This is a genomic window from Pseudomonas sichuanensis (genome assembly GCF_024749065.1).
Taxonomy (GTDB): Bacteria; Pseudomonadota; Gammaproteobacteria; order Pseudomonadales; family Pseudomonadaceae; genus Aquipseudomonas; species Aquipseudomonas sichuanensis.
The window spans coordinates 3,919,469-3,944,644 of sequence record NZ_CP087185.1 but is presented as its reverse complement, the minus strand read 5'-3'; the positions used below and the strand labels follow the sequence as shown (position 1 = coordinate 3,944,644).

Annotated in this window: 26 protein-coding genes; 18 read left to right on the top strand and 8 right to left on the bottom strand. The window is 63.8% G+C overall.

Translation table 11 applies throughout. The features are described from left to right. Positions 1-95: 95 nt before the first annotated feature. Together ahpF and LOY51_RS17950 are read left to right on the top strand one after the other, a co-directional pair. The gene (gene ahpF / locus LOY51_RS17955) at positions 96-1,658 is read left to right on the top strand and encodes an alkyl hydroperoxide reductase subunit F (RefSeq protein WP_258642411.1); all 1,563 of its coding nucleotides are present in this window, start codon (positions 96-98) and stop codon (positions 1,656-1,658) included. Between the two features lie 137 nt (positions 1,659-1,795). Then, the gene (locus LOY51_RS17950; protein ID WP_110993906.1) at positions 1,796-1,987 is read left to right on the top strand and encodes a hypothetical protein; all 192 of its coding nucleotides are present in this window, start codon (positions 1,796-1,798) and stop codon (positions 1,985-1,987) included. Positions 1,988-1,989: 2 nt separating this feature from the next. On the opposite strand, the gene LOY51_RS17945 is transcribed toward LOY51_RS17950, so the two are convergent. The 3 genes from LOY51_RS17945 to nhaR all read right to left on the bottom strand — a co-directional run bounded on the left by LOY51_RS17945 (position 1,990) and on the right by nhaR (position 5,024). Beyond that, entirely contained in the window at positions 1,990-2,637 is a 648-nt protein-coding gene (locus LOY51_RS17945) for a YceH family protein (protein WP_125859358.1), read from the bottom strand. Between the two features lie 127 nt (positions 2,638-2,764). Next, positions 2,765-3,976 carry a serine/threonine transporter SstT gene (gene sstT, locus LOY51_RS17940; protein ID WP_125859357.1) on the bottom strand — a complete coding sequence of 404 codons (1,212 nt, stop codon included), beginning with the start codon at positions 3,974-3,976 and terminating at the stop codon, positions 2,765-2,767. A gap of 154 nt (positions 3,977-4,130) precedes the next feature. After that, positions 4,131-5,024 (bottom strand): transcriptional activator NhaR, encoded by an 894-nt coding sequence (gene nhaR / locus LOY51_RS17935; RefSeq protein ID WP_125464751.1) that lies wholly within the window; start codon positions 5,022-5,024, stop codon positions 4,131-4,133. Between the two features lie 132 nt (positions 5,025-5,156). Here nhaR and LOY51_RS17930 point away from each other — a divergent pair, with 132 nt between their 5' ends. Further along, positions 5,157-5,396 carry a hypothetical protein gene (locus LOY51_RS17930; protein ID WP_125464750.1) on the top strand — a complete coding sequence of 80 codons (240 nt, stop codon included), beginning with the start codon at positions 5,157-5,159 and terminating at the stop codon, positions 5,394-5,396. 28 nt (positions 5,397-5,424) lie between these two features. Next, on the top strand, positions 5,425-6,177 hold the full coding sequence (locus LOY51_RS17925; protein ID WP_110993902.1) for a TerC family protein: 753 nt from the start codon (positions 5,425-5,427) through the stop codon (positions 6,175-6,177). A 127-nt stretch (positions 6,178-6,304) separates the two neighbouring features. Here LOY51_RS17925 and LOY51_RS17920 read toward each other — a convergent pair whose 3' ends face one another. Continuing rightward, the gene (locus LOY51_RS17920) at positions 6,305-8,272 is read right to left on the bottom strand and encodes a DNA topoisomerase III (RefSeq protein WP_125859356.1); all 1,968 of its coding nucleotides are present in this window, start codon (positions 8,270-8,272) and stop codon (positions 6,305-6,307) included. A gap of 238 nt (positions 8,273-8,510) precedes the next feature. Between LOY51_RS17920 and LOY51_RS17915 the strand changes: the two genes are divergently transcribed. Next, entirely contained in the window at positions 8,511-10,361 is a 1,851-nt protein-coding gene (locus LOY51_RS17915; RefSeq protein ID WP_258642406.1) for a polyurethane esterase, read from the top strand. A 48-nt stretch (positions 10,362-10,409) separates the two neighbouring features. On the opposite strand, the gene LOY51_RS17910 is transcribed toward LOY51_RS17915, so the two are convergent. After that, a complete protein-coding gene (locus tag LOY51_RS17910; protein ID WP_374046859.1) occupies positions 10,410-11,501 on the bottom strand; it encodes an asparaginase in 1,092 nt (363 codons plus the stop codon). Between the two features lie 337 nt (positions 11,502-11,838). On the opposite strand from LOY51_RS17910, the gene LOY51_RS17905 reads away from it, so the two are divergent. The 7 genes from LOY51_RS17905 (at position 11,839) to LOY51_RS17875 (ending at position 18,990) form a co-directional block, all read left to right on the top strand. Next, a complete protein-coding gene (locus LOY51_RS17905; protein ID WP_125464746.1) occupies positions 11,839-12,792 on the top strand; it encodes a sugar ABC transporter substrate-binding protein in 954 nt (317 codons plus the stop codon). Between the two features lie 128 nt (positions 12,793-12,920). Further along, positions 12,921-14,474 (top strand): sugar ABC transporter ATP-binding protein, encoded by a 1,554-nt coding sequence (locus tag LOY51_RS17900; protein WP_258642404.1) that lies wholly within the window; start codon positions 12,921-12,923, stop codon positions 14,472-14,474. Then, a complete protein-coding gene (locus tag LOY51_RS17895; RefSeq protein ID WP_125859353.1) occupies positions 14,471-15,466 on the top strand; it encodes an ABC transporter permease in 996 nt (331 codons plus the stop codon). Before LOY51_RS17900 ends, LOY51_RS17895 begins: the two co-directional genes overlap by 4 nt. Before the next feature lie 6 nt (positions 15,467-15,472). After that, complete coding sequence (locus LOY51_RS17890; RefSeq protein WP_125464743.1) at positions 15,473-16,495, top strand: LacI family DNA-binding transcriptional regulator; 1,023 nt, start codon at positions 15,473-15,475, stop codon at positions 16,493-16,495. A gap of 9 nt (positions 16,496-16,504) precedes the next feature. Continuing rightward, the gene (gene rbsK, locus LOY51_RS17885; RefSeq protein WP_258642401.1) at positions 16,505-17,413 is read left to right on the top strand and encodes a ribokinase; all 909 of its coding nucleotides are present in this window, start codon (positions 16,505-16,507) and stop codon (positions 17,411-17,413) included. Further along, complete coding sequence (gene rbsD / locus LOY51_RS17880; protein WP_125859351.1) at positions 17,410-17,814, top strand: D-ribose pyranase; 405 nt, start codon at positions 17,410-17,412, stop codon at positions 17,812-17,814. Before rbsK ends, rbsD begins: the two co-directional genes overlap by 4 nt. A gap of 168 nt (positions 17,815-17,982) precedes the next feature. Next, positions 17,983-18,990, top strand: coding sequence for a nucleoside hydrolase (locus LOY51_RS17875; RefSeq protein WP_258642397.1), 1,008 nt, complete (start codon positions 17,983-17,985; stop codon positions 18,988-18,990). Here the strand turns inward: LOY51_RS17875 and LOY51_RS17870 are convergent. Next, positions 18,962-19,174 carry a hypothetical protein gene (locus LOY51_RS17870; RefSeq protein WP_125464739.1) on the bottom strand — a complete coding sequence of 71 codons (213 nt, stop codon included), beginning with the start codon at positions 19,172-19,174 and terminating at the stop codon, positions 18,962-18,964. The genes LOY51_RS17875 and LOY51_RS17870 overlap by 29 nt on opposite strands. Before the next feature lie 288 nt (positions 19,175-19,462). Between LOY51_RS17870 and LOY51_RS17865 the strand changes: the two genes are divergently transcribed. After that, complete coding sequence (locus LOY51_RS17865; RefSeq protein WP_125859349.1) at positions 19,463-19,783, top strand: I78 family peptidase inhibitor; 321 nt, start codon at positions 19,463-19,465, stop codon at positions 19,781-19,783. Positions 19,784-19,894: 111 nt separating this feature from the next. Here the strand turns inward: LOY51_RS17865 and LOY51_RS17860 are convergent, their stop codons facing one another. Together LOY51_RS17860 and LOY51_RS17855 are read right to left on the bottom strand one after the other, a co-directional pair. Further along, positions 19,895-20,107: a cold-shock protein gene (locus LOY51_RS17860; protein ID WP_007956027.1), complete on the bottom strand. Its 213-nt coding sequence runs from the start codon at positions 20,105-20,107 to the stop codon at positions 19,895-19,897. A gap of 173 nt (positions 20,108-20,280) precedes the next feature. Next, entirely contained in the window at positions 20,281-20,583 is a 303-nt protein-coding gene (locus LOY51_RS17855) for a hypothetical protein (RefSeq protein WP_125859348.1), read from the bottom strand. A 335-nt stretch (positions 20,584-20,918) separates the two neighbouring features. On the opposite strand from LOY51_RS17855, the gene thrS reads away from it, so the two are divergent. From thrS to pheS, 5 genes are all read left to right on the top strand, one after another. Next, complete coding sequence (thrS, locus tag LOY51_RS17850; protein ID WP_125859347.1) at positions 20,919-22,841, top strand: threonine--tRNA ligase; 1,923 nt, start codon at positions 20,919-20,921, stop codon at positions 22,839-22,841. Then, on the top strand, positions 22,841-23,392 hold the full coding sequence (gene infC, locus LOY51_RS17845; RefSeq protein ID WP_012052879.1) for a translation initiation factor IF-3: 552 nt from the start codon (positions 22,841-22,843) through the stop codon (positions 23,390-23,392). Before thrS ends, infC begins: the two co-directional genes overlap by 1 nt. 60 nt (positions 23,393-23,452) lie before the next feature. Continuing rightward, entirely contained in the window at positions 23,453-23,647 is a 195-nt protein-coding gene (gene rpmI, locus LOY51_RS17840) for a 50S ribosomal protein L35 (protein WP_003250667.1), read from the top strand. A 28-nt stretch (positions 23,648-23,675) separates the two neighbouring features. Then, on the top strand, positions 23,676-24,032 hold the full coding sequence (gene rplT / locus LOY51_RS17835; RefSeq protein WP_003250671.1) for a 50S ribosomal protein L20: 357 nt from the start codon (positions 23,676-23,678) through the stop codon (positions 24,030-24,032). A 111-nt stretch (positions 24,033-24,143) separates the two neighbouring features. Further along, positions 24,144-25,160, top strand: a complete 1,017-nt coding sequence (gene pheS / locus LOY51_RS17830) for a phenylalanine--tRNA ligase subunit alpha (protein ID WP_110993887.1) — start codon at positions 24,144-24,146, stop codon at positions 25,158-25,160. Positions 25,161-25,176: the final 16 nt, after the last annotated feature.

Sequence of the window (25,176 nt, the reverse complement as noted above, 5' to 3'; positions counted from 1 at the left end):
GCCGCCAAAGCTGAAGTACTCACTGCCCCGTCAAACGCCCGGGCGACCTCGCCTGGGCGTTTTTGTATCCGAAGTTTGAAAAAGGAATCGCCCGTATGTTGGACGCCACGCTTAAATCGCAACTGAAAACCTACCTGGAGCGGGTCACCCAGCCGATCGAGATCGTCGCTTCCCTCGATGACGGCGCGAAGTCCCGCGAATTGCACGACCTGCTGGTGGAAATCGCCGGCCTGTCGAACCTCATTACCTTCAGCGCGGACGGTAACGACGCCCGTCGTCCTTCGTTCTCGCTGAATCGCCCAGGGGCGGACATCAGCCTGCGCTTTGCCGGCATCCCCATGGGCCACGAATTCACCTCCCTGGTGCTGGCGCTGCTGCAGGTCGGCGGCCATCCCTCGAAAGCCAGTGCTGAAGTGATCGAGCAGATCCAGGCCCTGGAAGGCGAATTCACCTTCGAAACCTACTTTTCGCTGTCGTGCCAGAATTGCCCGGATGTGGTCCAGGCGCTGAACCTGATGGCGGTGCTCAACCCTAACGTGCGCCACGTCGCGATCGACGGCGCGCTGTTCCAGGATGAAGTGGAAAGCCGCAAGGTCATGGCGGTGCCGAGCATCTACCTGAACGGCGAAGTGTTCGGCCAGGGCCGCATGGGCCTGGAAGAGATTCTCGGCAAGATCGACACCGGCGCCGGCGCCCGCCAGGCCGAGAAGATCAACGCCAAGGACGCTTTCGACGTGCTGGTGGTCGGCGGTGGCCCAGCCGGCGCCGCGGCAGCCATCTACGCGGCACGCAAAGGCATCCGTACTGGTGTTGCCGCCGAGCGCTTCGGCGGCCAGGTACTCGACACCCTGGCCATCGAGAACTTCATCTCGGTGCAGGAAACCGAAGGGCCGAAACTGGCCACGGCGCTGGAAGAGCACGTCAAGCAGTACGACGTCGACATCATGAACCTGCAGCGCGGCGAAGCGCTGATCCCGGCCACCGATGGCGGCCTGCACGAAGTGCGTCTGGCCGGCGGTGCCTTGCTCAAGGCCAAGACCGTGATCCTGGCCACCGGTGCCCGTTGGCGCGAAATGAACGTGCCGGGCGAGCAGGAATACCGCGCCCGTGGCGTGGCCTACTGCCCGCACTGCGACGGCCCGCTGTTCAAGGGCAAGCGCGTGGCGGTGATCGGCGGCGGCAACTCCGGCGTGGAAGCGGCCATCGACCTGGCCGGTATCGTCGCCCAGGTGACCCTGATCGAGTTCGACAGCCAGCTGCGCGCCGACGCGGTGCTGCAGCGCAAGTTGCACAGCCTGCCGAACGTCACGGTGATCACCCGCGCGCTGACCACCGAAGTGATCGGCAATGGCGAGAAGGTGACCGGCCTGCGTTACAAGGACCGCAGCACCGACGAAGTGCATGACCTGGCGCTGGAAGGCATCTTCGTGCAGATCGGCCTGCTGCCGAACACCGATTGGCTCAAGGGCACGGTCGAGCTGTCGCCGCGTGGCGAGATCATCGTCGATGCCAAGGGCCAGACCAGCATCCCCGGCGTGTTCGCTGCCGGTGACGTGACCACGGTGCCGTACAAGCAGATCGTCATCGCCGTGGGCGAGGGCGCCAAGGCTTCGCTGGCGGCGTTCGATCACCTGATTCGGACTTCGGCGCCGGCGTAAGCCTGTTCCGGCCTCTTCGCGGGGCAAGCCCGCTCCCACGAGCCTAGACACACGCTCGTGGGAGCGGGCTTGCCCCGCGATTGCGTTGGTGTGGCAGTGGCTATCATGTAGGGCAGGCCTATTTCGGAACCTTACCCATGACCCTGATCAGCCGCGAACCCTGGTGGCTTGTGCCACCCCAGCCCGGGCAGAAAGAGCAGGACCTGCACTGGGGCTACCTGGAAATCTACGCCGATGGTCGTACCGTGTTTGTCGACCAGCGCCCCAGCGAGCGCGAAATGGCCGAGCGCAAGAGCTGTCGCAACTTCCCCGAAGCACTCAAGCCCTGACCTCAGCCTTCCAGCTGGGCCAGGCGTTCCTCCAGCGCGGCGATCCGCGCTTCCAACGCTTCGATGCGCTCCTGCGAGACACTGCCGGCACTGCTGCGTGCGCCACCTTCCTGCTGACGCGCGGCGAGGATAGCTTCGATTTCCGCTGGATCGCCCAGGGCGTGGGTGTAGCGGTCCTCACGCTGGCCGGCCTGGCGCGGCAGGTGCAGGGCCAGGCCACGGGAGATCAGGCGCTCCAGCTGGTGCTGGACCTGGTCGACGTCTTCGAAATCATGCAGGCGGTTGCTGCGGGTCAGCAGTTCGTTCAGGGTTTGCGGGCCGCGCAGGAACATCAGGCCCATCAGCACCAGTTGCGCCGGTACCAGCTCCAGCGCCTTGTCCACTCGCTGCTCCCAGCGGTCGGCACGGCTGCCCATCTGCAGGCGGGCCATGTTCTGCCCTTCGAGAGCGCGCAAAGCCTGGCCAACCTGGCCGGGGGAGAGGTTCATGACAGGTTCGCGGCTGGTTTTCTGGTTACAGGCCAGGACCAGGGCATTGAGGGTCAGGGGGTAGGTTTCCGGGTTGCTGGCCTGCTTTTCGATCAACGAACCGAGGACGCGGATTTCAGTGCTGTTGAAGCGGCCTTCGCCGGTGCTTTCGTGTTCAGACATGGCCCTGACTCATTGCGAGGAAAAGGCCACTAGCCTAGGTAAAGTGCCCGGCTTAAGCAATCGCCGAACACATCGCGGGGCAGGCCTGCTCCCACCGTGGGAGCGGGCTTGCCCCGCGATGGCCCTATCAGGAGCTGCGCTGCTCCATGGCCTGGCACGCGGCGGCGGTGAACAGTACATCGGTGGAGGAGTTCAGCGCCGTCTCGGCCGAGTCCTGCAGCACGCCGATGATGAAACCGACCGCCACCACCTGCATGGCGATCTCGCTGGGAATACCGAACAGGCTGCAGGCCAGCGGGATCAGCAGCAGCGAACCACCGGCCACACCCGAGGCGCCGCAGGCACAGACCGCCGCCACTACGCTGAGCAGCACGGCGGTGGGCAGGTCGACCGGGATGCCCAGGGTGTGCACGGCCGCCAGGGTCAGCACAGTGATGGTGATCGCCGCGCCGGCCATGTTGATGGTCGCGCCCAGGGGGATTGATACCGAGTAGGTGTCCTCGTGCAGGCCGAGCTTTTCCGACAATGCCAGGTTGACCGGGATGTTGGCCGCCGAGCTGCGGGTGAAGAACGCGGTGATGCCGCTTTCGCGCAGGCACAGCAGGGTCAGCGGGTACGGGTTGCGGCGGATTTTCCAGAATACGATCAGCGGGTTCATCACCAGTGCCACGAACAGCATGCAGCCCATCAGCACGCCCAAAAGGTGCAGGTAGCCCAGCAGCGCTTCCAGGCCGGATTGCGCCAGGGTCGAGCTGACCAGGCCGAAAATACCCAGCGGGGCGAAGCGAATGACCACGCGCACGATCAGGGTGACGCCGTTGGACAAGTCCTCGACCACGGTGCGGGTGGTGTCATTGGCATGGCGCAGGGCAATGCCCAGGCCGATGGCCCAGGTCAGTACGCCGATGAAGTTGGCATTGAGCAGGGCGTTGATTGGGTTGTCGACGGCGCTCAGCAACAGGTTCTGCATTACTTCGGTGATGCCGCCAGGGGCGCTGAGCGTGGCTTCGCTGGTGTTCAGCACCAGCTGCGAGGGGAACAGCAGGCTGGCGGCCACGGCCACCACGGCAGCGGCAAAGGTGCCCAGCAGGTACAGCCAGAGGATCGGGCGGATATGGGTTTCCTGGCCGTGGCGGTGGTTGGCGATCGAGGCCATCACCAGGATGAACACCAGCACGGGGGCAACCGCTTTCAGGGCGCTGACGAACACCTTGCCAAGAAAGCCAAGGTCACGGGCCACGGAGGGCGCGAGCAGGGCCAGGGCGATGCCGGCCACCAGGCCGATGCAGATCTGCGTCACCAGGCCGGTGCGGTTGATGAGGCGAAGAACGGGGGTCATGTGCAGCGCAATCTCGGGACGAATGAACCGCGCACTTTACCACAGCCAGGTATGCCACTTATCGCGGGGCAAGCCCGCTCCCACGCAGGGCGTTCGGGCAATCCAGGTAGGGTGGGAGCGGGCTTGTCGGGACGCCGAACCGCCCGCGATGTGTTCACCAGTGAAACAACTCCCGCCGGGCCCCCTCTGTGATCGCCACGATGCCCGGGTGCTTGACCTTGCGTTCCACCGAGATGGCATAGAAGGACTCGTTCACCGCCTCGGTCTGGCCGATCAGCCGTACCCCGTACTGGCGGCACACTTCTTCGGCGATCACGCTGGGGGCGACGAAGATGCCGCTGCCGGACTGGCCGAAGGCCTGCATCAGCGCGCTGTCGTCGAACTCACCGACAATGCGCGGCTGCACCTGTTGCTCGGCCAGCCAGCGCAGCAGGCGGCTGCGCACTACGGTTTCCTGGCCGGGAATCAACAGCGGCGCATCGTCCAGGCAGGCGGGGAAGGGCTTGTCGAGCTGTGCGGCCAAGGTGTGCGTGGCAAAGAAGCTCAGGCCGCATTCTCCCAGTTTCTGGCTGTAACCCTTGATGTCCAGGTGGTTGGGCATGGGGCTGTCGGAAATCACCAGGTCCAGGCGCTGGATCGCCAGGTCTGCGAGCAGGCGCTCGAGCTTGTCTTCGCGGCAGCTGATGCGCAGCACCTCGTCCAGCTCCATGGTTGGCGCCAACAGGCGGTAGACGATGGACTTGGGCACCACGTCGGCCACCCCCACGCGGAACAGGATCTGTTCCTGAGGGCCAGCACGCAGCATGGCTTCCAGCTCGCCGCCGATCTGGAACATCTGCTCGGCATAGGTGAGTGCCTGGCGGCCGGTTTCGGTCAGCTCCAGCTGACGACCGACGCGCTGGAACAGCTCCAGGTTCCAGGTCTGCTCGAACAGGCTGATCTGCCCACTGATCGTCTGCGGCGTAAGATTCAGTTGCTCGCTGGCGCGGGCGATACTCCCGGTCTTTGCTACAGCCCAGAAGTAATGAAGCTGGCGGTAGTTGAGCATGGTGTTTCCGGATTCGTAAAAACCGAAGTATATCAGCTGAAAAAACGAATTTTCTGGATGTTTCAGCCCCTCTAGAATGCGACCCCATCAGGCGCCCCGCGCGCCGCACGGATATCGACAAGCGAGGACCCCATGTTGCAACTCAAATCCATCGGTACGCCCCTGGTGCTGGCCCTGGCGTTGTTCGCCATGAGCGGCTGCGACCAGGCCGAGAAGTCCGCCCAGCAGATGCTCGACCAGGCCGCCGAAACGGCCAAGCAGGCCATCGACAAGACCAACGATGCCGCCCAGCAGGCGCTGAGCGACGCCATCGGCAGCGATGGCGAGAAGGCCAAGGCCGAAGACGACAAGAAAAACACCCAAGACATCTGACCCACCGGACCCGAAGCAGGACTGACCAATGGAATATTTGCTGGAACTCGCCGCTAGCCCCACCGCCTGGGTTGCCCTTGCCACCCTGGTGGCCATGGAGGTCGTACTCGGCATCGACAACCTGATCTTCATCTCGATCCTCACCAACAAGCTGCCTGAGCAATTCCGCTCGAAGGCGCGACGCATCGGTATCAGCATGGCCTTGGTCATGCGCCTGGCGCTGCTCAGCACCGTGGCCTGGATCGTCCAGTTGACCGAGCCGGTGATCGATGTGTTCGGCCACGCCTTCTCGTGGAAGGACATGATCCTCATCGCCGGTGGCTTGTTCCTGCTGTGGAAGGCGACCAAGGAGATCCATGAAAGTGTCGATCCCCACGGCGCCAAGGAAGAGTCCAAGCTCGGCAGCACCGTGACCATTGGTTTCACCGCGGCGATCTTCCAGATCCTGCTGCTGGACATCGTCTTCTCGATCGACAGCATCATCACCGCCGTGGGCATGACCGAGCACCTGCCGATCATGATCATCGCCGTGATCAGCGCCGTGATCGTGATGCTGGTGGCCGCCGACCCGCTGGCCAAGTTCATCAACGACAACCCGACCGTGGTAATGCTGGCCCTGGGCTTCCTGATCATGATCGGCATGACCCTGATCGCCGAAGGCTTCGGCGCCCATGTACCGAAAGGCTACGTGTATGCCGCCATGGCCTTCTCGACGGTGATCGAGATGCTCAACATCATGGCCCGCCGGGCGCGGTTGAAGCGCGAGGCTGCTGAGGGTTGAGGTAGTTCCACCAACCTATCGCGGGGCAAGCCCGCTCCCACGCTACGAACTGCTCCAAGAAGTTGGACATCCATCCAACCCTTGAGGAGCAGTTCATAACGTGGGAGCGGGCTTGCCCCGCGATGATTCATGACTTGCCGGCAGTCTTGCGCCGGCGCGGGGTTGTGGCTTTGGCCACTCCTGGTTCCGTCTTGCGCTTGCCGCCACTCCCACGCTTCTTCTTCCACGGCGCACCCTTGCCTCCCGGCGCGAGGGGCGGGCCGCTGATGTTCAGGCGCATCCCCGCGCAGCGCTGTACCAGCTTGCCCATCCAGGCCGACTGCCGGGCGACGAACTCCTCAAGGCTCATCTCACCGCTTTGCACCATATCCAGCGCCTGCTCCCAGATGGCCGTGGTGCCGGGGTCGGCGATGGCGCGGGGCACGGCATCGATCAGGCTGAACGCCGCGGGTGTCGCCGACAGCGCCTTGCCATGCTTGACCAGATAACCCCGATCGAGCAGGCCCTGGATGATGCTGGCGCGGGTGGCCTCGGTGCCGATACCGGTGGTTTCCTTGAGCTTCTGCTTGAGCAGCGGGTCATCCACCAGCTTGGCGACGTTCTTCATCGCCTTGATCAGGTCACCCTCGGTGAAGGGCTTGGGCGGCTGGGTCCACAGGTCTTTCAGTTGCAGATCATGCAGCGCGCAGTCCTGCCCTTCGCGCAGGGCGGGCAGCACCTGGGCCGGTGGTGCTTCGCGGCCTTTGGCCGGGGTGAGAGCCTCGGGCAGGGCGCGGCGCCAGCCCGGCTCGACGATCTGCTTGCCCACCGCGCGCAGCGCTTGCCCGGCGCAGTCGAACTCGGCCTGGGTGCGGTCGTATTCGTGGTTGGGCAGGAACTGCGCCAGGTAGCGGGCGCGGATCAGCGTGTAGACCGCCTTGTACTTGGGCGGCAGGCGCGCCGGGTCGCTGGCGGCGGCGGTGGGGATGATGCCGTGGTGAGCGCTGACCTTCTGGTCGTTCCACGCCCGTGAGCGGCGCTGGGGCTCAAGATGCGCCTGCAGCGGTGCGAGGCTGGCGTCGGCACGCTGCAGGGCGGCGAGGATCGCCGGTGCCTCGCCGTGCTGGCTGAGCGGCAGGTAGCCGCTGTCGCTGCGCGGGTAGGTGATCAGCTTGTGGGTTTCGTACAGGGCCTGGGCGATGTCCAGCGTCTCCTGGGCGCCCAGGCCGAACTTTTTCGAGCACAGCTCCTGCAGCGTGCCCAGGTCGAAGGGCAGCGGCGGCGCTTCGCGCACGCGCTCGGTGGCAACCTTGAGCACCCGCGCCGTGCCCGCGGCCTGCATGGCGGCGGCGGCCTGCTGCGCCAACGCTTGTTGCAGGCAGCGGCCCTGGTCGTCGCAGGCGTCTTCCGGCGCGCGCCACTGGGCATTGAACACCTGGCCTGCGCTTTCCAGCTGCACGTCGATTGCCCAGAACGGCACTGGCACGAAGTCGGCGATGCTGCGGTCGCGGTCCACCACCAGGCGCAACGTCGGGGTTTGCACCCGGCCCACCGGCAGCACGCCCTGGTAGCCGGACTGGCGGCCGAGCAGGGTGAACAGGCGGCTCATGTTCATGCCGATCAGCCAGTCGGCACGTGAGCGGCCCAGGGCCGAGTGGTACAGGCTGAAGGTTTCCTGGCCAGGCAGCAGGCGCCCCAGGGCCTTGCGGATCGAGGCATCGTCCAGTGCCGACAACCACAGGCGCTGGATGGGGCCGCGGTAGCGGCAGTGCTCGACCAGTTCGCGGGCGATCATCTCGCCCTCGCGGTCGGCGTCGGTGGCGATCACCAGCTCGCGGGCCTCGCCCAGCAGGCGCTTGACCGCCTTGAACTGGCTGGCGGTCTTGGGCTTGACCGTCATCTTCCATTTGTCGGGGATGATCGGCAGGTCATCGAGGGACCAGCGTTTGTAGCGTTCGTCGTAGCTGTCCGGTGGCGCGGTTTCCAGCAGGTGGCCGATGCACCAGGTGACGCACAGGTCGGTGCCTTGCCAGCAGCCATCGCCACGGCGCTGGGCGCCGAGCACCTTGGCGATGTCTTTTGCCTGGGAGGGTTTTTCGCAGAGAAAGAGGCGCATGGCCGGCAACGCTTCATCGTTGGAGATGGGGCACTAGGATGCGCAAGGCAGGGCGGGCAGGCAAGTTTTATCTGTATGAATGTACAGGTTTTATGCCCGCACCTTTGGCAGGGTAGCCCCAGGCACGGCGTTGGACCTGAGGTCGAGCCCCGTGCGAACTTGGCCCTTCGCCCGTCAGTCGTGTCAGTGGACGATGTCGCTGGGGCGTTTTTCCTACCTGCAACAAGGACGTCAACTAATGCCCGTATTCGATTACAAGCAGCTCGACAGCGCCGCCTCCGGCGCGCTTTACCAGGACGCCATGGCCCTGGCCATGTACGCCTACCATGGCATCGACGACGGCTTTGCCGCCGGCTACCAGCAACATGGCTTCGGCCTGGGCCTGCCGGCCACGCTGGTCAAGGCGTTGATCGGCGGCAGCGACAGCCAGGGGGTGATCCCCGGCATCCCGTGGAACCCCGATTCCGAAGCCAAGGCGCTGGCTCAGGTGAAGGCAGCCGGCTGGGCGCCGATCAGCGCCGCGCAGTTGGGCTACAACGGCCACACCGACGCCCGCGGTACCTTTCACGGGGAAACGCCGGGCTACACCAGTGCCCAGGTGGAAATCCTCGGGCGCTACGATTCCAATGGCCAGCTGAGCGGGATCGGCATTGCCTTCCGTGGCACCAGTGGGCCCCGCGAGAACCTGCTGGGGGACACCCTGGGCGATGCGGTGAACGACCTGTTGGCGTCGCTGGGGCCGGCCGGCTATGCCCGCGACTACGCGGCCAAGGCCTTCGATGGCCTGCTCGGTGACGTAGCGGCCTTCGCCAAGGCCAACGGCCTGAGCGGCGCCGACATTACCGTCAGCGGCCACAGCCTGGGTGGCCTGGCGGTCAACAGCCTGGCCGACCTGAGCGGTACGCGCTGGGGTGGCTTCTTTGAGGACGCGCGCTACGTTGCCTTCGCCTCGCCCACCCAGGCGGCAAACCCCGACAAGGTGCTCAACATCGGCTACGAAAACGACCCGGTGTTCCGTGCGCTCGACGGCACGTCGGTCACCTGGGGCACCCTGGGCGTGCATGACAGTGCCAAGGCTTCGGCCACCGACAACATCGTCAACTTCAACGACCACTACGCCTCGGACGCCTGGAACTTGCTGCCGTACTCCATCGGCAACATCGCCACCTGGCTGTCGCACCTGCCGGCGGCCTATACCGACGGCCTGGGCCGGGTGCTGGACTCCGGCTTCTATCAGTGGACCAGCCGCGACTCGACCATCGTGGTCAGCAACCTGTCCGACGTCACCCGGGGCTCGACCTGGGTGCAGGACCTCAACCGCAACGCCGAGACGCACAAGGGCAGCACTTTCATAATCGGCAGCGAGCAGGCCGACCTTATCCAGGGCGGGCGTGGCAACGACTACCTGGAAGGGCGCGGCGGCAATGATACGTTCCGTGACCAAGGCGGTTTCAACCTGATCGACGGTGGCAGCGGCCACGACACCTTGAAGCTCGGCGATGCGCTGGCCAACCTGAGCATTGCCCGTGACGGGCAAGGGACGCTTTACGTGCGCGACGCCGAGGGCGGCATCAGCCTGGTTCGCAACGTGGAGAGCCTGGTGAGCCAGGAGACGAGCCTGGTGTTCTTCAGCAAGGAGGTCAGCCACACGGTGGGCGTCGATGGCTTGCTCTCCAGCGGCAAGCTCAACCTCTACGCCGCCTCGCAAAGCGGCAGCCAGGCGGGCGACACCTTGGTGGCCGGCAAGCAGGGCCAGTGGTTGTTCGGCCTGGACGGCGACGACCGCCTGGTGGGCGGTGCGGGCAATGATGTGCTGGTGGGCGGGGCCGGCAACGACCTGCTCAGCGGCGGGGCAGGGCGCGACACCTTCCTGTTCGACGGCCATTTCGGCCAGGACCGGGTGCTGGACTTCAGCAGCCAGGACCGTCTGGTGTTCATGGGGGTGGACGGTGGCACGGCGTCGCGGGACTTCCGTGATCACCTGAGCCAGGTGGGTGATGACCTGGTGCTGACCTTCGGCAAGGACAGCGTGACTCTGGTGGGCATTGCCGGGCAGGGCCTGGCGGACGGCCAGATCGTCATCGCTTGATGGAGTGAACCCGTCGCGGCCGGGCGCCGCGCCGGGTTCAGGCCGGGATCAGTATTCCCAGAAGATACGTTGCAGTTCCTTGCTGTCCTGGGTCTTGGTCATGGCGACCATGGCCAGGATGCGGGCTTTCTGCGGGTTCAGGTCGTGGGCCACGACCCAGTCGTTCTTGTCATCAGGTTGTTCGGCGTTGCGCAGAACGAAACCACCCTGGCTGACGTGGGACGAACGAATGATCTGCACGCCGTTCTTGCGCAGTTCCTGCAGGGCAGGGACGACGCGCGACGATACCGAGCCGTTGCCGGTACCGGCGTGGATGATCGCCTTGGCGCCACCCTGGGCCAGGGCCTTGTAGGCGGTGTCGGTGACGTTGCCGTAGCCGTAGGCAATGTCCACGGCAGGCAGGCTGCTGATGGTCTTGATGTCGAACTCGGAGTTGACCGTGTGGCGCTTGGCCGGCAGGCGGAACCAGTAGGACTTGCCTTCCACTACCATGCCCATCGGGCCCCAGGCGCTCTTGAAGGCTTCGGTCTTGATGTTGACCGACTTGCTCACATCGCGGCCGGACTGGATCTCGTCGTTCATGGTCACCAGCACGCCTTTGCCACGGTTCTGCTTGTCGCTGGCCACGGCCACGGCGTTGTACAGGTTGAGCATGCCGTCGGCGGACATGGCGGTGCCCGGGCGCATGGAGCCGACCACCACGATCGGCTTGTCGGTCTTCTCCACCAGGTTGAGGAAGTAGGCGGTCTCTTCCAGGGTGTCGGTGCCGTGGGTGATGACGATGCCGTCGACGTCCTTGCTGTCGGCCAGCTCGGCAACACGCTTGCCCAGCTTGAGCAGGTCGTCGTTGCTGATGCTTTCGGAGGCGATCTGCATGACCTGCTCGCCGCGCACGTTGGCGATGTCGGCCAGTTCCGGCACGCCGGCGATCAGTTTGTCGATGCCGAGCTTGGCGGCCTGGTAGGTGGCGCTGTTGGCGGCGCTGGCACCGGCGCCGGCGATGGTGCCGCCAGTGGCGAGGATCACCACGTTGGCGAGCTCCTGTTGTTGCTCGGCTTCCTTGGCCGAAACGGAGGTCGGCAGGGCCAGCAGCAGGGCCAGGGTGGCCGGGGTGAAGGCCTTGAGTGCGATGTTGATCATAGTTCTTCTTCTCTCTTCCTAATGAGATGTTCGCTGTGTCGCACCACAGTCAGGCAGATTTCGTACCAGGCCTTACCGTTCGTCGTTTTTCATCTGTAAGCCGTTGATATTCATCATGTGTAACCTGAATGCGTGAGACTGCGCGGGTTGCCGTCGTTCGGCATCCCGAACAAGCGTAGGAAAAGTGTTCGGTTTTTCGGATAAATTGCGGATAATCTGGCGTGCGTGCTGGCGCTTTGCCTACGCACTGGATTTGACAAACGCGGGACCTGTTTCCATAGTGAGTCACCGCAAACGTTTGCATCCGATAAAAAACACAAAATTCGGAGTCATTTCCATGAAACTGCCGTTCTCCGGTCGTCCGCTGGCCGTCGCTGTGCTCTCTTCGCTGATGTTCGCCCTGCCACTGTCTGCCGCCCATGCCGAGGACGCGCCCAAGGTCGCCCTGGTGATGAAGTCTTTGGCCAACGAGTTCTTCCGCACCATGGAGGACGGCGCCAAGGACTACCAGAAAGCCCACCCCCAAGATTTCGAACTGATCGCCAACGGCATCAAGAATGAAACCGATACCGGCGAGCAGATCCGCATCGTCGAGCAGATGGTCAACTCAGGCGCCAAGGCCCTGGTGATCGCGCCGGCCGACTCCAAGGCGCTGGTCGCGGCGGTGAAGAAGGCCATGGACAAAGGCGTTGTGGTGATCAACATCGACAACCGCCTCGACCCCGAACTGCTCAAGAGCAAGGGCATCAGCGTGCCCTTTGTCGGCCCCGACAACCGCAAGGGCGCGCGCCTCGTCGGCGATTACCTGGCTAAAGAGAAGCTCAAGGCCGGCGATCAGGTCGGCATCATCGAGGGCGTGCCGACCACCACCAATGCCCAGCAGCGCACCGCCGGCTTCAAGGACGCCATGGAAGCCGCGCAGATGAAGATCGTCTCGGTGCAATCCGGCAATTGGGAGATCGACAAAGGCAACGCCGTGGCCGCCTCGATGCTCAACGAATACCCCGACCTCAAGGCGCTGCTGGCCGGCAACGACAGCATGGCGCTGGGCGCGGTCTCGGCCGTGCGCGCTGCGGGCAAGGCCGGCCAGGTGCAGGTGGTCGGCTACGACAACATCAAGGCCATCAAGCCGATGCTCAAGGATGGCCGCGTGCTCGCCACCCTCGACCAGGCCGCCAGCCAGCAGGCGGTGTTTGGCATCCAGGCGGCGTTGGCGGTGCTCAAGGGCGAGAAGCCTGCCGTGGATGCCGACAATGTGATCCAGACGCCGGTGGAATTGATTACCCAGTGATTGGCTTGTGGGGGCTGGCTTGCCAGCGATCACCGGCGAAGCCGGTGCCATGCACCGAGTTGCCGTCATCGCTGGCAAGCCAGCTCCCACAGGGGGCGTGCTAATTGAACATGTTGGGAGAGATGGCCATGTCAGTACCGGCCAATGAAACCATGCTGGCCGTCAGCGGCCTGGGCAAGACCTACACCCAGCCGGTGCTCGGCGACGTCACCCTCGAGCTGCGCGGCGGCGAGGTGCTGGCGCTGACCGGCGAAAACGGTGCGGGCAAGTCGACCCTGTCCAAGCTGATCGGCGGCCTGGAAATCCCCACCGCCGGGCAGATGCACTACCGCGGCCAGCCCTACAACCCCGGCAGCCGCGCCGAGGCCGAGCGCCTTGGGGTGCGCATGGTGATGCAGGAGCTCAACCTGCTGCCGACACTGACCGTGGCCGAGAACCTGTTCCTCGACAACCTGCCCAGCCGCTTCGGCTGGATCAGCCAGAAGCGCCTGCGCCAGTTGGCCACGGCGGCCATGGCCCAGGTGGGCCTGGAGGCCATCGACCCGGACACCCCGGTTGGCGAGCTGGGGATCGGCCATCAGCAGATGGTCGAGATCGCCCGCAACCTGATTGGCGATTGTCATGTGCTGATCTTCGACGAGCCCACGGCCATGCTCACCAGCCGTGAGGTGGAACTGCTGTTCACCCAGATCGAGCGCCTGCGCCAGCGTGGCGTGGCCATCGTCTATATCTCGCACCGCCTCGAAGAGCTGCAGCGCGTAGCCCAGCGCATCGCCGTGCTGCGCGACGGCAAGCTGGTATGCGCCGAGCCGATCCAGCGCTACAGCAGCAACGAGCTGGTCAACCTGATGGTCGGCCGCGAGCTGGGTGAACACATCGACCTTGGCCGCCGCCAGATCGGTGCGCCGTTGCTCAAGGTCGACAAGCTCAGCCGTGGCGACAAGGTGCGTGAGGTGTCGTTCGAGGTGAGGGCAGGGGAGATCTTCGGCATCTCCGGGCTGATCGGCGCCGGGCGCACCGAACTGCTGCGCCTGATCTACGGCGCCGACCGCGCCGACAGCGGGCAGATTGCCCTTGGTCTGCCGCCGCAGCCGGTGAGCATCGACTCGCCCAAGGCCGCCGTGGCCGCCGGCATCGCCCTGATCACCGAGGACCGCAAGGGCGAAGGCCTGCTGCTGACCCAGTCGATCAGCGCCAACATCGCCCTGGGCAACCTGGGCGCGGTGTCCCGTGCCGGTGTGCTCGATCGCGACGCCGAGCGCAGCCTGGCCGAACGGCAGATCAGCGCCATGCGCATTCGCAGCGCCGGCCCGGCGCAGGCGGTGGGCGAGCTGTCCGGCGGCAACCAGCAGAAGGTGGTGATCGGCCGTTGGCTCGAGCGTGACTGCCAGGTGCTGCTGTTCGACGAGCCCACCCGCGGGATCGACGTGGGTGCCAAGTTCGACATCTATGGCCTGCTCGCCGAGCTCGCTCGCCAGGGCAAGGCCCTGGTGGTGGTGTCCAGCGACCTGCGCGAGCTGATGCTGATCTGCGACCGCATCGCCGTGCTGTCCGCCGGGCGGCTGATCGACACCTTCGACCGTGACCGCTGGAGCCAGGACCAGTTGCTTGCCGCCGCCTTTGCCGGCTACCAGAAACGTGATGCCCTGCTGCACGACGCAGCTCCCAGGATGGACGCATGAAAACCTCCCCTCTCGACACCTCGGGCGCCGTGCCCGCCCGCCGCAGCGGCAACTATTATGGCCTGGGCACCTACCTGGGCCTGGCCGGCGCCTTGCTGGCGATGATCGTGCTGTTCTCGTTGCTCAGCAGCCACTTTCTCTCCTATGCCACCTTCAGCACCCTGGCCAACCAGATCCCCGACCTGATGGTGTTGGCGGTGGGCATGACCTTCGTGCTGATCATCGGCGGCATCGACCTGTCGGTGGGCTCGGTGCTGGCGCTGGCCGCCTCCACGGTCAGCGTGGCGATCCTCGGCTGGGGCTGGGGCGTGCTGCCCGCCGCCTTGCTCGGCATGGCCGTGGCGGCGCTGGCCGGCAGCATCACCGGCAGCATTACCGTGGCCTGGCGCATCCCGTCGTTCATCGTCTCGCTGGGCGTGCTGGAGATGGCTCGGGGCCTCGCTTACCAGTTCACCGACTCGCGCACCGCCTACATCGGCGATGCCTTCGCCTGGTTCTCCAACCCCATCGCCTTCGGCATTTCGCCGGCCTTCATCATTGGCCTGCTGGTGATCGTGCTGGCCCAGCTGGTGCTGACCCGCACGGTGTTCGGCCGTTATCTGATCGGCATTGGGACCAACGAAGAAGCCGTGCGCCTCGCCGGTATCGACCCGCGCCCTTACAAGATCCTGGTGTTCGCCCTGATGGGCGTGCTCGCAGGCCTGGCTGCGCTGTTCCAGATTTCCCGCCTGGAGGCCGCCGACCCCAACGCCGGTGCCGGCCTGGAACTGCAGGTGATCGCCGCCGTGGTGATCGGCGGCACCAGCCTGATGGGTGGGCGTGGCTCGGTCATCAGTACGTTCTTCGGGGTGCTGATCATCTCGGTGCTGGCCGCAGGCCTTGCCCAGATCGGTGCTTCAGAGCCCACCAAACGCATCATCACCGGGGCGGTGATCGTCATCGCCGTGGTGCTCGACACTTACCGTAGCCGGCGTGCGAACCGGCGGAACTGATAAAACATGGCCACCATCAAAGATGTCGCGGCACTGGCGGGTATTTCCTACACCACCGTGTCCCATGTACTGAACAAGACCCGTCCGGTCAGCGAACACGTGCGCCTGAAGGTCGAGGCGGCGATCGCCGAGCTCGACTACGTGCCCAGCGCCGTAGCCCGCTCGCTGAAGGCCCGCAGCACCGCCACCATCGGCCTGCTGGTGCCCAACAGCGTCAACCCGTACTTCGCCGAGCTGGCCCGGGGCATCGAGGATGCCTGCGAGCGCAACGGCTACTGCGTGATCCTGTGCAACTCCGACGACGATCCGCAGAAGCAGCGCAGCTACCTGCGTGTGCTGCTGGAAAAACGCATCGACGGCCTGGTCGTCGCCTCGGTGGGCGAGGAGCGTGACCTGCTCGACAGCCTGGCCTGCGTGCGCACGCCCATGGTCATCGTCGACCGCGCGCTGGACGGCGTCGAGGCAGACCTTGTGCGGATCGATCACGAGCATGGCGCTTACCTGGCCACCCGCCATTTGCTGGAGCTGGGCCATCGCGACATCGCCACCATCGCAGGCCCCGTGGACACCGGCGTCAGCCAACTGCGCCTGGCCGGTTTCCGTCGGGCCATGGCCGAGGCCGGGCTGCGCATTGCCGCCGGCCATGTGTTGCACAGCGACTTCACCAGCCCTGGGGGCCATGCCGCCGCGGCGCGCCTGCTCGATGGCCAGCGGCCGACGGCGATCTTCGCTGGCAACGACATGATCGGCTTTGGCGTGCTGCGCGCCGCCGCCGAACGCAATATCAACGTGCCAGGCGAGCTGTCGGTGATCGGTTTCGACGACATCGAACTGAGCCGCTATGTGTACCCGGCGCTGACCACCGTCGGCCAGTCGATCCGCGAGCTGGGCGAGAGCGCGGCGGCGCTGCTGCTGTCGCGCATTGGCGCTCCGAGCTGTGGGGCGGTGGAGCAGCGCATCGTCGCGCCGCGCATCGTCCTGCGTGAATCCACCGGGCCGCGCCCGGACCTGTTCAACGATTACCGTTAAGGAATGCCCATGGATGCCAAGGTGGTAGTGGTCGGCAGCCTCAACATGGACCTGGTGGCCCGCGCCCAGCGCCTGCCACGGGGCGGTGAAACCCTGGCCGGTGACAGCTTCTTCACCGTGCCCGGCGGCAAGGGCGCCAACCAGGCCGTGGCCGTGGCCCGGCTGGGCGCCAGCGTGGCGATGGTCGGCAATGTGGGTGACGATGCCTACGGCCAGCAGCTGCGCAAGGCGCTGGAAGTGGAGGGTGTCGACTGCCGGGGCGTCGGCGTTTGCCCGGGGGTTTCCAGTGGCGTGGCGCTGATCGTGGTGGATGCCGCCAGCCAGAACGCCATCGTCATCATTGCGGGTGGCAATGGCTTGCTCAGCCCTGAGTCGGTGCAGCGCTTCGACGCGTTGCTGCAGCAGGCCGAGGTGATCATCTGCCAGCTTGAAGTGCCTGCCCAGACTGTGGCCTGGACCCTGGCGCGGGGGCGCGAGCTGGGCAAGACCGTGATCCTCAACCCGGCGCCGGCCACCGGCCCGCTGCCGGCGGGCTGGTACGCCCAGGTCGACTACCTGATCCCCAACGAAAGCGAGGCCGAGGCGCTGACCGGGGTGGCGGTGACCGACCTCGACAGTGCTCGCCGTGCCGGCGAGCAGTTGATAAAGCTGGGGGCTGGGAAGGTGATCGTCACTCTGGGTGCCCAGGGCGCATTGTTTGTCGACGGGCAGGGCGACAGGCACTTCCCCGTCGCGCCGGTCAACGCGGTGGACACCACGGCGGCCGGTGACACCTTTGTCGGTGGCTTTGCCGCCGGCTTGGCCCGTGGCCTTTCGCTCAACGACGCAATCGTTTTCGGGCAGCGTGCAGCGGCGTTGTCGGTTACCCGCGCGGGTGCCCAGCCTTCGATTCCCTATCTGCGGGAGCTGGCGCCATGAAGAAGACGCCGCTGCTGAACATTGCCCTGTCACGGGTTATTGCCGGGTTGGGCCATGGCGACATTGTGGTGATCGGTGATGCCGGTTTGCCGGTGCCGCCCGGGGTCGAACTGATCGACCTGGCGCTGACGCCGGGGATTCCCGACTTCGCCAGCGTGCTGCGGGTGGTGTTGAGCGAGATGCAGGTTGAGCGGCATGTACTGGCCGAGGAAATCCTCCTGGCTGCGCCGCCGGCGTTGGTGGAGGTTGAACGTTTGCGTGGCGAGGGGCTGATCGGTCTGCGCCAATTACTGACCCACGCTGAGTTCAAGGTTTTGTGCCAGCAGGCCCGGGCCGTGGTGCGCACGGGGGAGTGCAAGCCTTACAGCAATATTGCCCTGGTGGCGGGCGTCACTTTCTGAAGCCTTGGTGGTAATGCCGCTGCCGAGCTATCTACAACCCTTGTGGGAGCGGGTTTACCCGCGAATCAGGCGCCGCCGATGCATGGCACCGGCTTCGCCGGTGTTCGCGGGTAAACCCGCTCCCACAGGGGGGCGATAAGGTCAACCAATTGGAGAAAGGAAAACCCAATGTTCAAACGCCTGCTGCAAGGAGCCGTGCTCATGTCCGCGCTAGCCACTACCGCCGTCATGGCCGCCCCACGCGACCTGATCATCGACACCGACCCCGGCGCCGACGACGTGGTCGCGCTACTGCTGGCCATGGCTTCGCCTGACGAGCTGAAAATCCGCGCCATCACCACGGTCGCCGGCAACGTGCGCCTGGACAAGACCTCGCGCAACGCCCGGCTGGCCCGTGAATGGGGTGGCCGTGAAGATATCCCAGTCTATGCCGGGGCAGGGCGGCCGTTGGTACGCGCGCCGATCTACGCTGCCAATGTGCACGGTGAAGAGGGGCTGACCGGTATCCAGGTGCATGAGCCGAAACAACCCTTGGCCAAAGGCAACGCCGTGCAATACCTGGTCGATACCCTGGGCGCCGCCGAGCCCCACAGCATCACCGTCGCCATGCTCGGCCCACAGACCAACCTGGCCCTGGCGATGATCCAGCAGCCGGACATCGCCAAGGGCATCAAGGAAGTGGTGGTCATGGGCGGCGCTCACTTCAATGGCGGCAATATCACCCCGGCGGCCGAGTTCAACCTGTATGCCGACCCGCACGCCGCCGAGGTGGTGCTGGCCAGTGGCGTCAAACTCACTTACCTGCCGCTGGACGTCACCCACAAGCTGCTCACCAGCGATGCACGCCTCAAGCAACTGGCGGCGGTGAACAACAAGGCCAGCAAGCTGGTGGTGGATATCCTCAACGCCTACATCAAGTTCGACATGGACACCTACGGCATGCCTGGCGGCCCGGTGCACGATGCCAGCGTGATCGCCTACCTGCTCAAGCCCGAGCTGTTCAAGGGGCGGGACATTCACATGGTGGTCGACAGCCGTGAGGGCCCGACCTTTGGCCAGACCGTTGCCGACTGGTACGGCGTGCTCAAGCAGCCCGCCAATGTCACCTGGGTGGAGGAGGGTGACGCAAAAGGCTTCTTCGACCTGCTCAGCGCGCGCCTGGCTCGATTGCAATAGCAGCCTGAGGCGCGTGGCGTTCCAGTACCTGCTCGATGAAGCTGCGCGCCGCTTCACCACCGCGGTCGCGCACCAGCAGATCGATGGCGATCAGTACCAGTTCTTCGGGCGAACCCGGGCTATAGGCACTCTGGCCTTCGTCCCATTTGACCTTGATGTCGGCATCGATGCTGTGGTTGCTCATGAAGCGTTCTCGCTGGGGCCTGGGCTGAGGGGTCGAATACCGGGTCCTGGCGTTCGAGGGGGAGGCGTTGCGCACTCCACTGTTTGCAGTAAATCATGCCTTGGTCACCTTGGCCCTGCGACTTAGGCATAAGGGCGGCGCCAGGGTGAACCAGTGGTTCGGTGCAAAATCCCGTCACGATTGCCCTTCGCGTCTACGGCCGGGTTCAGGCAGAATCTTGCAGTTTTGCAACAATCAGTTTTAGGGGCTGTCGTATTGGGCAGTTCCCACGATCGATTAGGAGGATTCATGTTCCGTACCCGCGCTTCCCTGGCGACCCTGTTGCTGGCCACCGTTCTTGCAGGCTGCAGCACCGGCGGCACCTCGGGTGGCACCGCCGCACCTGCCGCCCCGGCCGGCAACGATGGCCGCTGCGAAGCCAGTGGCGCCGATTTCACCGTCGGCAAGCCGGCTACCGCGGAGTTGCTCGAGCAGGCGCGCAAAGCCAGTGGCTCGCAGATGGCGCGCATCCTCAAACCCCACGACATGATCACCCTGGAGTATCGCTCCGAGCGCCTGAACCTGAATGTCGATGACAAAGGTGTGGTCACCCGCGTCAACTGCGGCTGATGGTGCTCGCGGGGCAAGTCGCATCGCGATGAGACCTGCAAGGGCGATGGCGCCTTTTCGCAGCCAATAAAAAACCCGCCACAAGTGGCGGGTTTTTTACAGCTATCCGAATTACTCCGGACGAACCTGTGCAGCCTGCATGCCCTTCTGGCCTTTCTCGGCGACGAAGGAAACAGTCTGACCTTCTTTCAGGCTCTTGAAACCGTCGGTTTCGATGGCCTTGAAGTGTACGAACAGGTCGTCGCCGCCGCCTTGTGGGGTGATGAAGCCGAAGCCTTTTTCATCATTGAACCATTTGACGGTGCCGGTTTGGCGATTGGACATGGGATGAATCTCCAGAAACATGATTTTTTTTCGAGGTGCGATGTGGCCAAGGCTACAGGGGCACCGGCTACATCATAGTCTAATTCTGCGGATCAGGCGCCTATTACCTTCGCACTATGTCGATAAAGCGTAAATGAAGGGGGCCAAGGCCGCATAAAACGCAGCTATTTCGGCTATTTCGGCTGGCAGGCGTCCTGCACGGCGGCCTGAGCACGGTGCATCAGCTTGGCGTCGACACCGTCCGAGCTGTCGAGGTCCTTGATCTCCTCGTCGGTAAAGTTCTTTTTGATGATCTGGGCGCCGCAGGTGCAGTGCCTGGTCGCCGTCGCGGCGTCGACGCCTTGCGCCTTGGCTGTTTGCTGGCACTGGGCCATGTAGTTTTTCTCCTTGCCCGCCGGGAAGTCGCCCGCAGTGGCAGCCAAGGGCAGCAGCAGGGCGCTAACGGCGCAGGCGGCCAGAAGGGAGGGAAGTCGCATAACCGGATACTCCTTGGGTTAAGGTCTCATCAAGAGTAGGTTGCTTCAGAAGGTCTGATAGGAAATTTTCCGTACAAGTTCACCTGGCAGGCACGCTTACCAAAATTTTCTGCCGACCCCTCTAGCCCCGTGCTAGCATGCCTCCCTTGCGGTATGCCTGTGGCAGCCGCATTTCTTTTTATACCTCCAGTCACTCTGGTTCGCCCCTGACCGGCCGAAAGGTCTCTGCCACTGTGAGGCAGGCTTTCCCGCGGGAAAGGCAGGGCGGATCTTGTACTGGCTCATCCCAACCCACGTGACCTTTGGTAGGGGTCACCACTAGGAGAGGAGGCGCCATGCCCGTTATTACTCTTCCCGATGGCAGTCAACGCACGTTCGACCAGCCGGTATCCGTAGCCGAAGTCGCCGCCTCGATCGGCGCCGGCCTGGCCAAGGCCACCCTGGCCGGCAAGGTCGACGGCAAGCTCGTCGATGCCTGCGACAAGATCGATCACGACGCCACCCTGCAGATCATCACCCCCAAAGATGCAGAGGGACTGGAGATCATCCGTCACTCGTGCGCCCACCTGATCGGCCACGCAGTGAAGCAGCTGTACCCGACCGCCAAGATGGTGATCGGCCCGGTGATCGAGGAAGGCTTCTATTACGACATCGCCTACGAGCGTCCTTTCACCCCGGACGACCTCGCTGCGATCGAAAAGCGCATGCAGCAGCTGATCGACACCGACTACGACGTGGTCAAGAAAATGACCCCGCGTGCCGAAGTCATCGACGTGTTCACCAGCCGTGGCGAAGACTACAAGCTGCGCCTGGTCGAAGACATGCCGAATGAGCAGGCCATGGGCCTGTACTACCACGAAGAATACGTCGACATGTGCCGCGGCCCGCACGTGCCGAACACCCGCTTCCTCAAAGCCTTCAAGCTGACCAAGCTGAGCGGCGCCTACTGGCGCGGCGATGCCAAGAACGAGCAGCTGCAGCGCGTGTACGGCACCGCCTGGGCCGACAAGAAGCAGCTGGCGGCCTACATCCAGCGCATCGAAGAAGCCGAAAAACGCGATCACCGCAAGATCGGCAAGCAGCTCGACCTGTTCCACCTGCAGGAAGAAGCGCCGGGCATGGTGTTCTGGCACGCCAACGGTTGGACCATCTACCAGGTACTCGAGCAGTACATGCGTAAAGTCCAGCGCGAAAACGGCTACTCGGAAATCAAGACCCCGCAGGTCGTCGACCGCATCCTCTGGGAGCGTTCCGGCCACTGGACCAACTACGCCGAGAACATGTTCACCACTTCGTCGGAAAGCCGCGACTACGCGGTAAAACCGATGAACTGCCCGTGCCACGTGCAGGTGTTCAACCAGGGCCTGAAGTCCTACCGCGACCTGCCGCTGCGCCTGGCCGAGTTCGGTGCCTGCCACCGCAACGAGCCGTCCGGCGCGCTGCACGGCATCATGCGCGTGCGTGGCTTCGTGCAGGACGACGCGCACATCTTCTGCACCGAAGAACAGGTAAAGAAGGAAGCCGCCGACTTCATCAAGCTGACCCTCGATGTGTACAAGGACTTCGGTTTCACCGACGTCGCCATGAAGCTCTCGACTCGCCCGGCCAAGCGCGTGGGTTCCGAAGAGCTGTGGGACCGCGCCGAAGGCGCCCTGGCCGAAGCGCTGAACGACTCCGGCCTGGAGTGGGAATACCAGCCGGGCGAGGGCGCGTTCTACGGCCCGAAGATCGAGTTCACCCTGCGCGACTGCCTGGGCCGTAACTGGCAGTGCGGCACCCTGCAGTACGACCCGAACCTGCCTGAGCGCCTCGACGCCAGCTACATTGCCGAAGACAACAGCCGCGTGCGCCCGGTGATGCTGCACCGCGCCATCCTCGGCTCGTTCGAACGCTTCATCGGCATGCTCATCGAGCACTATGCCGGCGTGTTCCCGGCATGGCTGGCGCCGACGCAGGCAGTGGTCATGAATATCACCGACAAGCAGGCCGATTTCGCCCTCGAGGTCGAGAAATCTCTGAACGGTAGCGGTTTCCGTGCCAAGTCGGACTTGAGAAATGAGAAGATCGGCTTTAAAATCCGCGAGCATACTTTGCTCAAGGTCCCGTACCTTTTGGTTATAGGGGATCGTGAAGTCGAAACGCAAACCGTCGCAGTGCGTACTCGCGAAGGCGCTGACCTGGGCTCCATGCCCGTCGCCCAGTTCGCTGAGCTGCTGAATCAGGCGGTTTCCCGGCGTGGTCGCCAAGAATCGGAGTAATGACTATTAAGCGTGAAATGAGAAACGATAAGCGTGCTGTACCGAAAGCCCCGATCAACGAGAATATCTCGGCCCGCGAGGTTCGGTTAATTGGCGCTGATGGCGAGCAGGTTGGCATCGTCTCGATTGATGAAGCGCTTCGTATTGCTGATGAAGCGAAGCTGGATCTGGTAGAGATCTCTGCAGACGCGGTACCGCCTGTCTGCAAGGTCATGGACTACGGCAAGCACCTCTTCGAGAAGAAGAAGCAGGCCAACGAAGCCAAGAAAAACCAGAAGCAGATTCAGATTAAAGAAATCAAGTTTCGTCCAGGGACGGAGGATGGGGATTACCAGGTAAAACTACGCAACCTGGTACGTTTCCTTACCGATGGGGACAAGGCCAAGATCTCTCTGAGATTCCGTGGCCGTGAGATGGCCCACCAGGAGCTGGGCATGGAGCTGTTGAAGCGGGTTGAAGCTGACCTCGCCGAATACGGCACCGTTGAGCAGCATCCGAAGATGGAAGGACGCCAGCTTATGATGGTCATCGCCCCCAAGAAAAAGAAGTAATCTCCCGGGCACGGCAGGCCTGATGATTATGTGTAATTTTATCGAATGCGGAGTTCCAACATGCCAAAAATGAAAACCAAGAGCGGTGCTGCGAAGCGTTTCCTGAAAACCGCTTCCGGCTTCAAGCACAAGCACGCTTTCAAAAGCCACATCCTGACCAAAATGTCGACCAAGCGTAAGCGTCAACTGCGCGGTGCCAGCTTGCTGCACCCGTCTGACGTTGCAAAAGTCGAGCGCATGCTGCGCGTACGTTAATTTCGGTCAAAGATAGAGGAAGTTACTCATGGCTCGTGTAAAGCGTGGCGTCATCGCTCGTAAGCGTCACAAGAAAATTCTGAAACTGGCTAAAGGCTACTACGGTGCACGTTCGCGCGTATTCCGTGTTGCCAAGCAGGCTGTCATCAAGGCAGGCCAATACGCCTACCGCGACCGTCGCCAGAAGAAGCGTCAGTTCCGCGCTCTGTGGATCGCTCGTATCAACGCCGGTGCACGCACCAACGGCCTGTCTTACAGCCGTCTGATTGCTGGCCTGAAAAAAGCGTCGATCGAAATCGACCGCAAGGTTCTGGCTGACCTGGCAGTGAACGAAAAAGCGGCGTTTGCTGCAATTGTCGAGAAAGCTAAAGCCGTTCTGGCCTAAGTACCCACGACAATCATCCGTCGGCGCCCTGCGCCGTCGGGTGTAAAACGTCATCGATAGGGGAAGAGCCTTCAAAAGCTCTTCCCCTATTTTCGTATCTGGAGTCTGTACATGGAAAACCTGGACGCGCTGGTTGCCCAAGCCCTTGAGGCCGTGGAACGCGCTGAAGACATCACAACCCTGGAACAGATCCGGGTCCAATTCCTCGGCAAGAAAGGCGAGCTGACCCAGGTGATGAAGACCCTGGGCAACCTGCCAGCCGAAGAGCGCCCCAAGGTTGGCGCGCTGATCAACGACGCCAAGGAACGCGTCACCGACGTGCTCAACGCACGCAAGGCCGCCTTTGAAGAGGCCGAGCTCAACGCTCGCCTGGCCGCCGAATGCATCGACGTCACCCTGCCAGGCCGTGGCCAGACCACCGGCGGGCTGCACCCGATCACCCGTACTCTCGAGCGCATCGAGCAGTTCTTCACCCACATCGGCTACGGCATCGCCGAAGGCCCCGAGGTCGAAGACGACTACCACAACTTCGAAGCGCTCAACATCCCCGGCCACCACCCGGCCCGGGCGATGCACGACACCTTCTATTTCAATGCCAACATGTTGCTGCGTACCCACACCTCGCCGGTGCAGGTGCGTACCATGGAGTCGAGCCAGCCGCCGATTCGCATTGTCTGCCCGGGCCGCGTCTACCGCTGCGACTCGGATATCACCCATTCGCCGATGTTCCACCAGGTCGAAGGCCTGCTGATCGATCGCGATATCAACTTTGCCGACCTCAAGGGCACCATCGAAGAGTTCCTGCGGGTGTTCTTCGAGAAAGAACTGGCCGTGCGCTTCCGCCCGTCGTTCTTCCCCTTCACCGAGCCGAGCGCCGAAGTGGATATCCAGTGCGTGATGTGCTCCGGCAAAGGCTGCCGCGTGTGCAAGCAGACCGGCTGGCTGGAAGTGATGGGCTGCGGCATGGTCCACCCGAGCGTGCTGCGCATGTCCGGCATCGACCCGGAAGAGTTCCAGGGCTTCGCCTTCGGCATGGGCGCCGAGCGCCTGGCCATGCTGCGCTATGGCGTCAACGATTTGCGTCTGTTCTTCGACAACGACCTGCGGTTCCTGGCGCAATTCCGCTAGGCCCAATCGACGCAAA

Excerpts from the sequence above, each read along its gene's own strand:
- LOY51_RS17945 (WP_125859358.1), bottom strand. The coding sequence starts at position 2,637 with ATGTCTGAACACGAAAGCACCGGCGAAGGCCGCTTCAACAGCACTGAA.
- sstT (WP_125859357.1), bottom strand. The coding sequence starts at position 3,976 with ATGACCCCCGTTCTTCGCCTCATCAACCGCACCGGCCTGGTGACGCAG.
- LOY51_RS17860 (WP_007956027.1), bottom strand. The coding sequence starts at position 20,107 with ATGTCCAATCGCCAAACCGGCACCGTCAAATGGTTCAATGATGAAAAA.
- nhaR (WP_125464751.1), bottom strand. The coding sequence starts at position 5,024 with ATGCTCAACTACCGCCAGCTTCATTACTTCTGGGCTGTAGCAAAGACC.
- LOY51_RS17920 (WP_125859356.1), bottom strand. The coding sequence starts at position 8,272 with ATGCGCCTCTTTCTCTGCGAAAAACCCTCCCAGGCAAAAGACATCGCC.
- rbsK (WP_258642401.1), top strand. The coding sequence starts at position 16,505 with ATGGATGCCAAGGTGGTAGTGGTCGGCAGCCTCAACATGGACCTGGTG.
- ahpF (WP_258642411.1), top strand. The coding sequence starts at position 96 with ATGTTGGACGCCACGCTTAAATCGCAACTGAAAACCTACCTGGAGCGG.
- LOY51_RS17870 (WP_125464739.1), bottom strand. The coding sequence starts at position 19,174 with ATGAGCAACCACAGCATCGATGCCGACATCAAGGTCAAATGGGACGAA.
- rbsD (WP_125859351.1), top strand. The coding sequence starts at position 17,410 with ATGAAGAAGACGCCGCTGCTGAACATTGCCCTGTCACGGGTTATTGCC.
- LOY51_RS17875 (WP_258642397.1), top strand. The coding sequence starts at position 17,983 with ATGTTCAAACGCCTGCTGCAAGGAGCCGTGCTCATGTCCGCGCTAGCC.
- LOY51_RS17865 (WP_125859349.1), top strand. The coding sequence starts at position 19,463 with ATGTTCCGTACCCGCGCTTCCCTGGCGACCCTGTTGCTGGCCACCGTT.
- LOY51_RS17930 (WP_125464750.1), top strand. The coding sequence starts at position 5,157 with ATGTTGCAACTCAAATCCATCGGTACGCCCCTGGTGCTGGCCCTGGCG.
- LOY51_RS17905 (WP_125464746.1), top strand. The coding sequence starts at position 11,839 with ATGAAACTGCCGTTCTCCGGTCGTCCGCTGGCCGTCGCTGTGCTCTCT.
- rplT (WP_003250671.1), top strand. The coding sequence starts at position 23,676 with ATGGCTCGTGTAAAGCGTGGCGTCATCGCTCGTAAGCGTCACAAGAAA.
- LOY51_RS17895 (WP_125859353.1), top strand. The coding sequence starts at position 14,471 with ATGAAAACCTCCCCTCTCGACACCTCGGGCGCCGTGCCCGCCCGCCGC.
- LOY51_RS17915 (WP_258642406.1), top strand. The coding sequence starts at position 8,511 with ATGCCCGTATTCGATTACAAGCAGCTCGACAGCGCCGCCTCCGGCGCG.
- LOY51_RS17925 (WP_110993902.1), top strand. The coding sequence starts at position 5,425 with ATGGAATATTTGCTGGAACTCGCCGCTAGCCCCACCGCCTGGGTTGCC.
- thrS (WP_125859347.1), top strand. The coding sequence starts at position 20,919 with ATGCCCGTTATTACTCTTCCCGATGGCAGTCAACGCACGTTCGACCAG.
- infC (WP_012052879.1), top strand. The coding sequence starts at position 22,841 with ATGACTATTAAGCGTGAAATGAGAAACGATAAGCGTGCTGTACCGAAA.
- LOY51_RS17855 (WP_125859348.1), bottom strand. The coding sequence starts at position 20,583 with ATGCGACTTCCCTCCCTTCTGGCCGCCTGCGCCGTTAGCGCCCTGCTG.
- LOY51_RS17890 (WP_125464743.1), top strand. The coding sequence starts at position 15,473 with ATGGCCACCATCAAAGATGTCGCGGCACTGGCGGGTATTTCCTACACC.
- pheS (WP_110993887.1), top strand. The coding sequence starts at position 24,144 with ATGGAAAACCTGGACGCGCTGGTTGCCCAAGCCCTTGAGGCCGTGGAA.
- rpmI (WP_003250667.1), top strand. The coding sequence starts at position 23,453 with ATGCCAAAAATGAAAACCAAGAGCGGTGCTGCGAAGCGTTTCCTGAAA.
- LOY51_RS17910 (WP_374046859.1), bottom strand. The coding sequence starts at position 11,501 with ATGATCAACATCGCACTCAAGGCCTTCACCCCGGCCACCCTGGCCCTG.
- LOY51_RS17950 (WP_110993906.1), top strand. The coding sequence starts at position 1,796 with ATGACCCTGATCAGCCGCGAACCCTGGTGGCTTGTGCCACCCCAGCCC.
- LOY51_RS17900 (WP_258642404.1), top strand. The coding sequence starts at position 12,921 with ATGTCAGTACCGGCCAATGAAACCATGCTGGCCGTCAGCGGCCTGGGC.